This is a genomic window from Comamonas sp. B-9, assembly GCF_000410635.1.
GTDB lineage: Bacteria > Pseudomonadota > Gammaproteobacteria > Burkholderiales > Burkholderiaceae_C > Comamonas.
Window position 1 is genome coordinate 1 of the sequence record NZ_APCR01000001.1, and the last position, 13,042, is coordinate 13,042.

Sequence of the window (13,042 nt, forward strand, 5' to 3'; positions counted from 1 at the left end):
GGGCTGGGAGCCCGATTACCTGACCGTGCGCCAGCGCCACAACCTGCTGGCACCGGCCGACGGCGAGCTGGCCAGCGCGCCGCTGGTGGCGCTGGGCGCGGCACGCCTGGGCAGTACGCGGCTGATCGATAACCTGGAGTTTTAAGGCGCTGCGCCAGCCCCAGCGCGGTGGCCGATGGGCCAGCAGCCCGGCTGTGGTCTGGGCAGCCAGAGTGTGATGGGCGCACCAAGGACCTGCGGCGGGCAGGGCAGACATTTCCAACCTTAAAACGCTCCACTTTTGATAGCAATCAAGAAAGCAGGCAGGCGGCAGTGAAGGCTGCCTCTGGGCTGACAATTGTTTGCTGCATTCGCGCTGCAGGCGGGCAAAAACATACACGCCCAATCATCAATAGACAGTACATTCCCATTTAATTAATCAATACATGACCTGGATTGAAGGTCCATGCATGGCTTTGTCGAGCGCCTGCATCGGCCATCACACGCCTGGTTTATGATTCATATTGATACACATAGCATCTAATAGTTACATTACTGAATGAGGCTATGTGCTGCGCTTTATCGCTGAGCAGATTCCATGGGAAGAGACATGACCAATCCATTGATGTTTTTCAGGCTGCTGCTGGCAGCTTTTTTGTTGTGCGTGGGTGCGCAGCATGCGCTGGCACAACAGGTTTTGCTGCTGACCACCAACTCGGATCCCGCAGGGCCCAATCCTGAAGACGCCGATGCCATCGCGGCCTACCAAAATCTTGAGAACGAATTTACCAATGCGCTGCCCAGCTCTGGCCAACTGACACGCAGGTCCGTGCTGGGCAATGCCAATGCGATCTCCGCGGCGACCTTCACCGCCGCGTCTGGCTCAGCCTATGACATCGTGATTGTGGCGAGCACCTACCGGGCGGTCGACCCGAGCAACTGGGCCGTGCTGCAGACGGCGGTGGCCAATCGCTGGGCCAACTCCATCGTCTTCTTTGTCGATGGCTGTTGCGAGAACCGAAACGCCCAAAATGCCCAGCGAATGGTGGATACGCTCAATGCCGGCACCCAGTCCACGTTTAGCTTGGGCACCACCGTCAATGCATATGGCGCTTTCCCGTTGAACACCAACTCGCCCTATGCGGGCTCGTTCACGGCACTGAACCCCTTGCAGGGCGGCTACATCACCTACATCAATAACGTGCCCGCCAACAACGCACTGTACGTAGCCGGAGCGCTGCCACCGGCAGGCACAACGCCAACCAATAATGTCTATGGGCTGTTGATTCCCACCGTGCAATCCAATGCCGGCCGAGGCGCTTGCGTGTTTGCCGTGGTCGATATCTCGATTTTCTACGGCCCACCCTGGACCACCAACCAAGGCAAGGTCGCGCCCGCCTTCCTCAATGCCGCTACCTCGGAAAGCGGCGCCTGCGGCCTGCCCAAGGTCAGCAAGAGCTTTGACAAAACGGACCTCTATCTGGGTGGCAGTGACAACACCACGCTGCTGACGATCACGCTGTCCAACAGCACATCGCAGGACATCAGCAACGTGACGCTGAGCGACAAACTGCCTGCCCCCCTGGTGGTGGCACCGGGCGCCGTGAGCAACTCCTGCACCGCTGGCACGTTCAGTGCCGTGCCAGGCTCGGACATCATCAGCGATAGTGGCATGACCATTCCTGGTGGCGGTTGCACCATCACCGTGCCCGTGCAATGGCCCAACACCGATGCCGGCCGCCAGGCATGCATCAGCACCCCGTCGGTGACCAACACCATCACGCCAGGTACCGACTTTGTCTCGCCCACCGGCCAGGTCAATACGCCAGCGACCGCAAGCCTCGCCTGCCATGCCGCGCAGCTTGCCATCTCCAAGCAGGTGGTCTGGCCCGCCAACGTCACGCCCGTGGATCTGACGGGCAGCAGCTTCCCCGTCTCGGTGGTCTGCACCGGCAGCGACGGCGTGGTCGCGCCAGCGATCAACACCTCGATCACGCTGGACACGGCCACCACCGGCAGCGTCTCCACCACGCCGGTGATCGCCAGCGGCAGCTGCGTGGTGACCGAGGGCACGCGCCCCACGCCGCCCGCCAACCATCTCTGGGTGGAAGACCCCGCGCCCATCGTCTCCGTCACGATGGCAGCGCCCCCAGCGGCCAATAGCGCGCAGCTGGTCAACACCTTGGCGCGCGCCAACACCGATATCACGATCAGCAAGGCCGTGGCCGGCGGCCCGGCAGCGGGCATCAGCGGCAGCTTCAGCTTTAGCGTCAACTGCGGTGCAGACGGCAGCTTTACAGCGGCAGTGAGCTTGAGCGGCAGCAACGCAGGGGCCATCGCCATCACCAACGTGCCCCAGGGCGCCAGCTGCACCGTGAGCGAAGCGCCCACCATGCCCGAGGCGCCGGCAGGCTACACCTGGAGCACCAGCCTGCCCGCGCCAGTGACGCTGGTCACCGCAGCCAATGGCAACACAGCCTCCTTCGTCAACACGCTGGTGCGCACGGCGCCTGCTGTGCCCGCTGCAGTGCCTGCGCTGGATACCATCAAGCTGCTGCTGATGGTGGCCGCCATGGCGCTGTTGGGCATGCTGGTGCTGCGACGCGCGCAGCGCCGCTGAGAGGCTGGGGGCGGGAGCCGCTGGTAGAGGTACAGCGTCCGCCGATAAAAAAAGGCCTGGGTTCGGCATGGTGCTGAACCCAGGCCTTGTGCCTTGGTGGAGGGAGCTAACCCGGTGCTGCGCTGGCGCAGCGCGCCAGATCAGGCGCGGTTGCGAGCGGCCCGCAAGCTGGCAAAGCCTGCGACCAAGGCCGACAGCAGCAGCACGCCCCAAGGCGCATTGGCGGGAACCGGTGTTGGGTTGGATGGCGTGCTGGGCGCAGTGAAGGTCACGGTGGACACCTGCGGTGGGTTCAAGCCCGCCGATTCAATGTTGTCCGGGCCATTGGCATAGGCGCCGGCCGTGGCGGATGTGACGCTGACGGACACCGTGCAGGACTCCATCGCATCGGCCAGATTGCCGGTCACATCGATGCTGGTGGCACCAGCTGCTGCCGTCACGACGCCGCTGGGGCAGGTCGTGGCGGTTGCCGGTGTGGGCGCCACCACCAGGCCGGCGGGCAGGTTGTCGGTGAACGACCAGCCGGCCTTGGCACCCAGCTCCGTCGTATTGGTGATCGTGAAGGTCAGCACACTCACGCCGCCTACTGGCTGGGTTGCCGGGCTGAACGATTTATCCAGGGTCGGGCTGACATCCAGCAACTGGATATTGTCAAAGGCATGGTCATTGCCACCGCCACTGCCATTGGCATTGGTCATGCGGATGCCGACGGAGGCGCTGTTGACCAGTACACCGCCACTGGTATAGGTGCCCACCCGCGCACCTTGCCCCGCCGTCGCGGCGCCAGCAGCGCCCAGCGCCGGCATGTCCTGCAACGTGCCGCCACATCCATTGATCTGACCACCGGCAGCAACTGGGGTGCCATCATCGAGCAAAGCGAACTGCAACTGTGGTGCGCTGGCCCGGTAGCAGTTGGCGGCTGCCACATCGATACCCACGGCGATGAAGCGGCTGGGGATCGGCAGCGTCAGCGGTGTCACTGTTTCAAACTCCACATTGCCCGCGCCAGGATTGTTGGAGGTATAGGCCGACACGGCGAAATTGGTCGCGGGGGTCGCCTGGCCCTTGAAGGTGCCAATCGCCTGTGCCAGCTGCTGGGTCACATTCCAGGCCTCCTGGGTGCCACAGCTGGCGGTCTGGCCATCCGCTCCAGCAACCGGCTGGTCTGCCGATGACATCAGCCCGTTGCAGCCTGTGAGCCAAGACGGGGCGGCCGTATAGGTTTGGCCCGTTACACCCACATAATCCGTCAGAATATCCCCGCTGGTGGCTGGTTCGATATTCTGAAAGTCTTCTGTGAATATCACAGACGGTGCCTGCGGCACCCCCGGCACTGCATTAGCAGCACCCGATGCCAGCAATGCCGATCCACCTAATGCGCACAGGCTTAAATAAGAAGCCAGGCGCGATGGGATGCCAGGAAAAGCAACGCCGGCAATACCAGCGGACTGCGTGCTAGATTTAATCATGCGCATCCTTTGAAATTGAAATTACCAAACAAATACAGAGCAGAAGCGCTCACAGTCACCTGCCAGGGGAGATCGCTGCAAGAGAGCAAATAGCCAATTCCTATGCCGCCTCTTCATTACTATTTCGCACTGCTTACATTGCCATACAACTGCAAAAATGGTCAAGCGCTATAGCGATTGCTGTCCATTTCCAGAGCTGCTTGTTCAAATTTGCCACAGTCGGATGCGATTATTATTTGGTAAATATCAATTTCCTTTGTTTTATTGCAAAGGTCATTTTATTGAATTTATAAATTAATCATCGATAGGGCATCGGCTGCACTTAATCATGCCTGTCGAGGAATGGACTTTTAGCGCATTTATTGCGCCAGGATTCCTGTCCGCGTCACCGGGACCAGCGCGCAGATAGCGCTGCACACCGCTGGCATGCAGTAGCAAAACAAACTGATGGGAATGGGAGAGATAGGGCCTAGCCCGAGGAGACAACCCCAGCAGCGCCCTCCCCCCAGGCGGGCTCAGCGGCGCTGCTTATAAAAAGCGCGCTGTGGTTGGGGTGCAAAAGATAGAAGCAAGCGCAGACGCACTGGTCCGCGCAGCCATGGTCCGCAGCACTGCTGCGGATAGGGCAACATAGGCAAGCGCCCGATTAGCGGATTTTTCCGTTGCCTGGCGGCACGTAGCGCTGGCCTGGAAAGTATACGCGCTCAATCTCGCGCAGCGAGCCCTCGCCCAGCGAGCGAATCTTCAGCAGTTCATGGGGGTAGGCCTGGCGCAGTTGCTCGGGGGTGGTGATATCGCCGCGCGCCAGTGCACGCACGATGGCCACGGGCAGCGAGCCATTGAGACAAGAGCCGGAGACAAAGGGCAACTCGGGCATCGCATGCAAGGGAACATAGGACTGGCCGGGCAAAAAGGCCTTTTCAATCTTGCGCAGGCGCAGCAGACCTATGCCCTTGATGGCGAGCAGCCCCAGCGGGTAGGCCTTGCGCACCGCCTCGACGCTATCGATGCCGTGGTGCACAAGAATCCGTACCAATGGCGCAGGCAGCTTCCCTTCTAGTGAAGTGCCAGGGTGTGACGCGGAACCATTTGCCATATTGATGAAATCATAATCATCTTTGCTTAATCGTGTTACTTATGGTTTTTCTTGATTTCATCGGCTCAAAGCGCTGCCCATCAAAAAACGTGGCCTCCACTTCGCGCAGCGCCTTGATACCAAAGCCCGTTATCTCCACCAGGCGCCGGGGATAGGCGGCGACCAGCTGCTGCACGGTCTTGATGCCATGCCGGCGCAGGGTGATCAATACGCGCCGGGACACCAGGCCTTCGAGCGAGGTCCCCTCCAGATCTTCTGTCTCGATCGGTGCCAGCACAGGCACCTCATAGCGCCGCCCGGGAAAAAGCAGCGCCTCGATCTGCCGAAAACGCACCGGCCCCAGGTAATGGATTTTCAACAGCTTGGCCGGATACAGCGCTTCAACCTGGGCCAGCGTGGTGATGTCGTGCCTGGCCAGCAGCTTCCATAGATCCGGCGGCAGCAGACCCTGGAGCGACTTATCGGCATGGGCAGACGGTGGGGATGGTGATGTAGTCATCTGTAACCATCGTAGCCCCTTGGCCTTGCAAAATATTACATGGGCGGCTGAAATTAGATTTGTTGACATGTCTTATACACAGAGCAGCATGTCCGCATGCTTTTTTTCCTGCCGCCATCGCTGTTGTTGGCGATGCCCAGCGCCAACAACCGCCTCATTCGGAGGGCGTGGTGGGCTTAGCGCTTACCGCTGCCTTGCGGCGCCCTACGGCGCCTGGCCACCTTGACCATGTACACCGCCCCCAGAACGCACAGGCTCAGCGCCGGCCACCCCACCAGGACCAGGCCCCAGAGCCCTTCGACAAAGAACAGCACGCAAATCCCAATCTGTATCGCGCCAAACCGCCGCTGCGCAGTGGCTGCCGGCTTGGCTGCCGGCCTTGCTGCGGTGCTGCCGGTCTGCATCACGGCCTTGCGCCCAGCCGTCTTGTCGCTCGCTGGGCGGTGGCGCTTGTGCGGCTGTGCCTGCTCCATGGCGCGAAGTTCCTTTCTTTAGGTGATATGCATGCCAGGATGCTCTGAAACCGTGCCTGCCCATCCCCTGGCAGCACTCGGGGACGGCAACACATATAGCGAAATTGCATTGGATTCCACATATTGCATTCTGGCCCATTCCGCACCGGCACACAACCATAACTGTTGGATTTGAACTAGACAGATATGATCAATAAGAAGCTTGCCGAGAAGCCCTTGGCCCAACTGCTGGGCCTGCGCATTGCCCAGCTGCGCAAGTCGCGCCAATGGACGCAGGCGCAGCTGGCAGAGCGTCTGCAGGTGGAGCCCGAGACCATCAGCCGCTTTGAGCGCGGGGCCTCCGTGCCCTCACTGCATACGCTCGAGAGCCTTGCCTCGATCCTGCGCGTGGGCATCGCCGATCTGCTCGCCCACAGCTCCACCGCCCCCGATGACCAGGCCATGCGGATCAGCGCCTGGCTGTCCGAGCTGGAACCGGCGGACCGCGCCTTTGTCACCGGCATCGTGCAGCAGCTTTGTGAGCGGCTGCGTTCACACAGTGCTTGATCTAGGCGTCTTGTCGGCCGCAGCACTGCTGTGTGCCGCCCACGCCCTCCCTTCAACACAAGGCCGCACTCGTTGGCCATAGATCCATCGCTCACCTTTTGAGCTCCTTTCCCAAGCCATCTCCTCCCTGCCTCTCCATGTCACGCTTTTCGTGACGACAGCTTACCACAAAGTCACGAGACTCGTGACATGCCTTCCCTCCTTACGCCTACCTCGACCGTTCTAGGCCGCCGCATGCGAGCCCGACGCGAAAACTTGGGTTGGTCGCAAGAAAAAGTGGGCGTGTTGATTGGCATCGATGAATCCGCAAGCCGTGCGCGCATCAGCCGCTATGAGCTGGGCACGCATGAGCCACCCATCAAAACGGCACGTCTGATCGCCGATGCGCTGCAAGTGCCGCTGGCCTATCTGTACTGCGAAGATGATGACTCCGCTCGGCTGCTACTGGCCCTGGGAGCCATGAGCAAATCAAAACGGGGCAAAGCGCTGGCACATTGGCTGAGTGAGATCGCCTGAATCCTTGAAGCCGAGACAGATAGATGAAGCGAATGCCCCGCTTCAGCATCCACCCCCGCACGCCCTAGCCTTTAGCAAGAAACAAGCATGTCTGTCACCCCATGGCGCCCACCCCAGCACATCAAAGTCAAAGCCATTGGCCTGCACTGGCGCAATGGCCAATTGCTGGCGACCGAGGTCTTGGATGATGCGGGCCGCCTGACAGGGGTGCGCCCCCTTGGCGGCGGCGTCGAGTTTGGCGAGCGCTGGCAGGCAGCGCTGCAACGCGAGTTCCACGAGGAGCTGGGCGTGGCGGTGCAAGTCCAGGGACCGCCCATCGTGATGGAGAACCTCTACACGCACCACGGGGCGGTAGGCCATGAGGCGCTGTTCATCGCCAATGTCGTGTTTGATGCAGCGCCCTTTGCGCATCTGGACCAGATCCGCTTTCGCGAAAACAACGGCACTTGGTGCACAGCGCGTTGGTTTGATGTGGCGGCGCTGGACATGCCGGGCGGCCCAGCGCTCTTCCCGGCAGGGCTCAAGCAGCTGCTGCTTGACAGGGCTGCCGGCACGGCGCCGCCCAGCCGCTGAGCCCGCGCCAGACGCAAAAAAGCCCATCACAGAGGATGGGCTTGGGAATGCGTTTGGTGGCCTGGCGCGGAATCGAACCACGGACACGCGGATTTTCAATCCGCTGCTCTACCAACTGAGCTACCGGGCCAACACAAGCTAGCATTATAGCCTGTGCCGCGCGCCCGTTCGGAAATTTGGGGGAATTGCCGCACATGCGATGCAGGGGCAGATACAAGAAAGCCTCTGCACCAGACTTGATGCAGAGGCTTGTTGTTTTGTGGTGGCCTGGCGCGGAATCGAACCACGGACACGCGGATTTTCAATCCGCTGCTCTACCAACTGAGCTACCGGGCCCACGAGTTGAATTATAGCCCGAAAAAAAGGGCGCTTTTTCAAAAAACTGAAATCAGTTCTTTTTATTGCGGCTCAGGTCCACGCCCAGCTGGCGCAGCTTGCGGTAGAGGTGGGTGCGCTCCAGGCCGGTCTTCTCGGCCACGCGGGTCATCGAGCCGCCTTCGCGCGCCAGGTGAAACTCGAAGTAGGCCTTCTCGAAGCCGTCCCGTGCCTCGCGCAGCGGCCGGTCCAGGTCAAAGCCCTGGTGGGCATTGGGCGCGGCGTCCGCTGCAGCTGCGGTGGCGACCGTGGCAACCACCGGCGCGCTGTAGCCGCTGGGGCTGAAGGATGGCACCGCCTTGCCCGGTACGGCAGCCGCTGGCGCCGCAGCGGGTGCGGGCACATTGCGCTGCAAGCCCTGCTCGACGGCCTTGAGCAGCTTTTGCATCGTGATGGGCTTTTCCAAAAAAGAGAACGCGCCAATGCGCGTTGCTTCGACGGCGGTATCAATGGTGGCGTGGCCACTCATCATGATCACGGGCATCGTGAGCAGGCCGGTCATCGACCACTCTTTGAGCAGCGACACACCATCGGTGTCGGGCATCCAGATGTCGAGCAGCACCAGGTCGTAGCCGCTTTCGTTGCGGGCCAAGCGCGCCTGTGTGGCGTTCTCCGCAACGTCCACGCTGTGGCCTTCATCGTTCAAGATCTCCGACAGGAGATCCCGAATTCCCAATTCGTCATCGACAACCAGAATATTTGCCATATTTTTTGAAAATCCAGTGCAGCAGGTGTGAGAGTTATTTCAAATCATCAACTCTTTTTCGATAGAGAATGATAACGACACTTGGGCACCTAAGATTTTTTCCCCCTCGACTCGATTAGAGATTTCTACGCGAGCGCCATGCTCGTCCGCAATTTTCTTGACGACGGCCAGGCCCAGGCCGGTACCTCGGGGCTTGGTCGTCACGTAGGGCTCAAATGCCTTTTGTAATATATGTTCTGGAAAACCGCAACCGCAGTCAGCAATTGTCAAACGCACGCGTTTGCTGTTGCCACTGAACCGGGTGGAGATCCGCACCGCCGGTGCTGATGCCTCCTGGCCCACCCAGGCCTGTTGCGTTGCATCCTGCGCATTTTGCAGCAAGTTATGGATGACCTGCCGCAACTGCTGCGCATCGCCCATGATACGTGGGGCCGCACTGTCCAGCTCTGCCTCCACCGGTATCACAGCATTTTCCGCGCCATATAAATGCAGCAGGTCCATCACCAGTGCATTGAGGTCCACGGCCTGCAGCTCGGCGGCCGGCAGGCGGGCATAGTCGCGGAACTCGTTGACCAGGCGCTTCATCGCATCGACCTGGTCGACGATGGTGGTGACAGACTTTTTCAAAATCGCCTGGTCCTGGCCTTCGAGCTTGTTGCCCAGCTTGATCTCCAGCCGCTCGGCCGACAGCTGGATCGGTGTCAGCGGGTTCTTGATCTCATGGGCCAGGCGCCTGGCCACCTCGCCCCAGGCCTGGGCGCGCTGCGCCGAGACGATTTCGGAGATATCGTCGAACACCAGCAGGCGGCGGTTGTCGGGCAAGGTGGCACCGCGCGCCACCAGGTTGATGCTGTTCTGGTTGGGCAGCTGGCTGTCGCCATGGAGCTCATAGGGCTGCTGCCAGTGGTCCAGGTAGTGCTCGTCGGTCACATCGTGCAGGCGGGCAAACTGCCGGTCCACCTCTTGCGCAAAGGCCTGCAGCCCGGGCAGATCGCGCAGCGGGCGGCCTTCAAACGCGGCCAGCGGCGCACGCAGAATGCGGGTGGCCCCGGGGTTGCTGGAGTGGATGACGCCCTGGGCATCAAGCACGATGACGCCGGCGGTGAGGTTGTCCAGAATGGTCTGCAGGCTCTGGCGCGCCTCATCGGTCTGGCGCATGCCGCGCTCGACGGCACGGCGCGCGTCGAGCAACTGCTGGGTCATCTCGGCAAAGGAGCGGGTCAGGCCGCTTAACTCGTCCTTGCTGGGCAGCACCGGTTTGGGTCGCAGATTGCCCGATGCCACCTCGCGCACGCCCTCGGCCAGCACCAAAAGCGGGCGCACCAGCTGGTTGCCCAGCAAGGCGGCCAGCACCACGGCGCCGAAGACGGCCAGGAACAGGCTCAAGGTGAGCGTGCCGATGTACATGCGGCGCAGGCCGTCCCGCGCCAGCGCGCGCTCCTGGTATTCGCGGTTGGCCTCCTGCACCTTGAGGGCGTTGACCACCAAGGCCGCTGGCAGCGGCATGGTGGCCTGCAAAAAGCGGCCGTCGGGGATCACCCCCACATCGCCATTGGCGACCTGCACCAGGGTCTTGACGCGCACCTTGGACGGGTCGCCGGTGATGGCGCCGTTGATGTCGGACACCTCTTCGAGGCCATCGATCTGATAGGCGCGCTGCTGCTGGGTGGCGGTGCGCAGCAAGGCGGCCGAGGGCTTGTCGGGGTTGAGCACAAAGCGCGACTGGCCGGTGCTGGCAATGGCCTGGGAGCTGGCCGACCACAGCACCACGTCATCGGCGCCGAGCTGGTCCTTGATGCGTTCGAGCACGAGGCCCGATGCGGCATCCGATATCTGGGACAGCTGGCTGCTGGCCGTGCGGGTGCGCTCGGCCATCGCCGTGGAGGTGGTGTCGAGCGTGATGCGCGCGAGGTTGACCCCGGCGTCCAGCGCGCCTTCGACCTTGACATCGAACCAGCTCTCGATCGAGCGCGAGACGAACTGGTAGGAGACGAAATAGATCACCACGCCGGGCAGCACGCCCACCAGCGCAAAGGTGGCGGCCAGCTTGAGCAGCAGCTTGCTGCCAAAGCGCCGGGCCACAAGGCGCCGCACCAGGATGGCTACGCCCCACAGCACCACCATGCTGAGCACACAGGCCACGCCGATGTTCACGCCCAGCAGCACGCCGTAGTAGCGCTCGTAGAGCACGCGGTTGTTGGTGGCGAAAGACAGCAGGAAGAGCAGCACCAGGCCGATGCCGATCATCGCCGACAGGCCCACGATCACCGACCAGCGCGCACGGCTGGGCGTGTAGGCCACGCGCATCGACGATGATTTTTCGATTTTCACTGCGCGCTCGCCTCGGGCAGCGGCAGCTGGCTTCTGAGCTGCAGGTTCAGGCCGCCATTGCTGAACGGCGCGAACTGGAAGATGCGCGGCAGCTGGCTGCTGTCGAGCCGGAAGCTGAACTTGACCAGGTAGTCCCCATCGCTTGCGAGCTCATCGGCGCTGGCGATCTTCCAGTTGCGCACGCGCTTGACCACGAGCATCACTTCTTCGAGGCTGTCAAAGCTCTGGCCCAGCGAGGTCACCGCGCCGGCATCGGTCAGCGGCATGCTCGAGACATGCAGGCGCCAGCGCCGGGTCAGCGGCTGGTAGCTCACGCGCAGGTAGCGGGCGGTTTTCTTGACGGTCTTGTCGCGCCAGTACCAGCGCTCGGAGATGATCTCGGCCTCCTGCACAAAGTACAGCGCCACGCCTTTGTTCAGGGCATCTTCGATCTGGTCGGGCAGCGCAAACTGCAGCGCCACCGTGGCAAAGGCACCATCGGCATTGCGCACCAGCTGCAGCTCGACCTTTTTCTCATTCTCCGACGCCATGGCCGGTGCCGCTGCGGCACAGCACAGCATCAGCGCAAGGAGGAAATGGTGGATCAATCGCATACGGACGGGCTCAACGAAGCGGCTTGTGCAGCAGCGCGTAGTAAAAACCGTCATGGTCGCGCGCCAGGCTGCCCAGGCTATTGTGACCGGCCTCGCGCAACTGTGGCAACAAATGCCCTGGCGCAGGCAGGCGTTGGGCATCGGCATGGCGGCTGAGGAACTGCGCCACCTGGCCCTCGCCCTCTTCATGGAAGACCGAGCAGGTGCAGTACAGCAGCCGGCCACCGGGCACGACCAGGGGCCACAGGGCTTCCAGCAGTTGGCGCTGGATGGCGGCGAGCTGCGCGATGTCGGTGGCGCGGCGCAGCCAGCGCACATCGGGCTGGCGGCGCACGATGCCCGAGGCCGAGCAAGGCGCATCCAACAAAATTGCATCAAATTGCTGCATTCCGTGGCGCGCTTGCACCGCCGGCAGCCAGCTGGCCACTTCGCTGCCGCTGGCCACCACCACATCGGCCTGCAGCGACAGCCGCGCCAAGGTATCGCCAATGCGTTCGGCACGCTTGGCATCGATCTCCAGCGCCACCATGTCGATGGGGCGCTGGGGCGTGGCGGCTTCCAACAGATGCGCGGTCTTGCCGCCGGGCGCGGCGCAGGCATCGAGCACATGCAGCGCGCGGCCATCGTGCAGCTGCAAGCCATCGAGCAGCAGCGGCGCGGCCATCTGGGCGGCGCTGTCCTGCACCGAGACCCAGCCTTGCGCAAACTGCGGCAACTGGTCCACCGGCACACCGCGCGTCAGCACCAGGCCGGCTTCGCCCACGCCCACCACGGCCTCGATGCCTGCTTCATCCAGCAGCGCCAAATAATCGGCGCGGCTGCAGCGCTGCAGGTTCACGCGCAAGGCCATCGGCGCCTGCGCATTGTTGGCCGCCACAATGGCTTGCCAATCCTGCGGATAGTCCTGCTGCAAGCGTTTGAGCCACCACTGCGGGTGGTTGTACTGCGCCACCGGCTCCTGGGCCACAGCGCGCAGCAGGTCTTCGCGCTCACGCAAAAAGCTGCGCAGGCAGCCGTTGATGAAGGCCGATTGCGACTTGGTGGCCGAGCGCTTCTTGGCCGCATCCACCGCCTGGTTCACCACGGTGAAGGCGTCGTAGCGCGGCACCTCGGGCAGCAGCAAGGCCAGCGCCGTGCACAGCAAGGCATCGACCGCGCTGGCGGGCTTGCGCGGGGCCAGCTCGGCACGCAGCGCCTCTGCGGTGCCCAGCACGCGCAGCACATCCATCAACAGGGCCTGCACGCCGGCGCGCAGCGCGGGCTCCA

13 protein-coding genes and 2 tRNA genes are annotated in these 13,042 nt (G+C 62.3%); 5 read left to right on the forward strand and 10 right to left on the reverse strand.

The genetic code is table 11. From position 1 onward, the window contains the following. Both H928_RS32990 and H928_RS0100010 read left to right on the forward strand, forming a co-directional pair. On the forward strand, positions 1-145 hold a 145-nt coding region (locus H928_RS32990), incomplete at its 5' end, for a pantoate--beta-alanine ligase (RefSeq protein ID WP_192816963.1). A 444-nt stretch (positions 146-589) separates the two neighbouring features. Further along, positions 590-2,599 (forward strand): DUF5979 domain-containing protein, encoded by a 2,010-nt coding sequence (locus H928_RS0100010; protein WP_021024629.1) that lies wholly within the window; start codon positions 590-592, stop codon positions 2,597-2,599. A 140-nt stretch (positions 2,600-2,739) separates the two neighbouring features. On the opposite strand, the gene H928_RS25505 is transcribed toward H928_RS0100010, so the two are convergent. The 4 genes from H928_RS25505 to H928_RS0100030 all read right to left on the reverse strand — a co-directional run bounded on the left by H928_RS25505 (position 2,740) and on the right by H928_RS0100030 (position 6,136). After that, entirely contained in the window at positions 2,740-3,777 is a 1,038-nt protein-coding gene (locus tag H928_RS25505) for a hypothetical protein (RefSeq protein WP_052329630.1), read from the reverse strand. A gap of 937 nt (positions 3,778-4,714) precedes the next feature. Beyond that, positions 4,715-5,089 carry a hypothetical protein gene (locus H928_RS0100020; protein WP_021024631.1) on the reverse strand — a complete coding sequence of 125 codons (375 nt, stop codon included), beginning with the start codon at positions 5,087-5,089 and terminating at the stop codon, positions 4,715-4,717. Between the two features lie 91 nt (positions 5,090-5,180). After that, a complete protein-coding gene (locus H928_RS0100025) occupies positions 5,181-5,732 on the reverse strand; it encodes a DNA-directed RNA polymerase subunit alpha C-terminal domain-containing protein (protein ID WP_084635577.1) in 552 nt (183 codons plus the stop codon). A gap of 107 nt (positions 5,733-5,839) precedes the next feature. Then, positions 5,840-6,136: a hypothetical protein gene (locus H928_RS0100030; RefSeq protein WP_021024633.1), complete on the reverse strand. Its 297-nt coding sequence runs from the start codon at positions 6,134-6,136 to the stop codon at positions 5,840-5,842. 186 nt (positions 6,137-6,322) lie between these two features. Between H928_RS0100030 and H928_RS0100035 the strand changes: the two genes are divergently transcribed. The 3 genes from H928_RS0100035 to H928_RS25510 all read left to right on the forward strand — a co-directional run bounded on the left by H928_RS0100035 (position 6,323) and on the right by H928_RS25510 (position 7,771). Further along, complete coding sequence (locus H928_RS0100035; RefSeq protein WP_021024634.1) at positions 6,323-6,682, forward strand: helix-turn-helix domain-containing protein; 360 nt, start codon at positions 6,323-6,325, stop codon at positions 6,680-6,682. A 189-nt stretch (positions 6,683-6,871) separates the two neighbouring features. Further along, complete coding sequence (locus H928_RS0100040) at positions 6,872-7,198, forward strand: helix-turn-helix domain-containing protein (protein WP_021024635.1); 327 nt, start codon at positions 6,872-6,874, stop codon at positions 7,196-7,198. An 87-nt stretch (positions 7,199-7,285) separates the two neighbouring features. Beyond that, positions 7,286-7,771, forward strand: a complete 486-nt coding sequence (locus tag H928_RS25510; RefSeq protein WP_021024636.1) for an NUDIX hydrolase — start codon at positions 7,286-7,288, stop codon at positions 7,769-7,771. A gap of 54 nt (positions 7,772-7,825) precedes the next feature. Here the strand turns inward: H928_RS25510 and H928_RS0100050 are convergent. The 6 genes from H928_RS0100050 to rsmB form a co-directional block, all read right to left on the reverse strand. Further along, a tRNA-Phe gene (locus H928_RS0100050) sits at positions 7,826-7,901 on the reverse strand. 130 nt (positions 7,902-8,031) lie between these two features. Beyond that, positions 8,032-8,107: transfer RNA gene (locus H928_RS0100055), tRNA-Phe, on the reverse strand. 52 nt (positions 8,108-8,159) lie between these two features. Beyond that, positions 8,160-8,852: a response regulator gene (locus H928_RS0100060; protein WP_021024637.1), complete on the reverse strand. Its 693-nt coding sequence runs from the start codon at positions 8,850-8,852 to the stop codon at positions 8,160-8,162. 39 nt (positions 8,853-8,891) lie between these two features. After that, positions 8,892-11,159, reverse strand: coding sequence for an ATP-binding protein (locus H928_RS0100065; RefSeq protein WP_052329631.1), 2,268 nt, complete (start codon positions 11,157-11,159; stop codon positions 8,892-8,894). A gap of 20 nt (positions 11,160-11,179) precedes the next feature. Continuing rightward, positions 11,180-11,776, reverse strand: coding sequence for a DUF4390 domain-containing protein (locus H928_RS25515; RefSeq protein WP_158400413.1), 597 nt, complete (start codon positions 11,774-11,776; stop codon positions 11,180-11,182). A 10-nt stretch (positions 11,777-11,786) separates the two neighbouring features. Then, on the reverse strand, positions 11,787-13,042 hold a 1,256-nt coding region (gene rsmB / locus H928_RS0100075), incomplete at its 5' end, for a 16S rRNA (cytosine(967)-C(5))-methyltransferase RsmB (protein ID WP_021024640.1).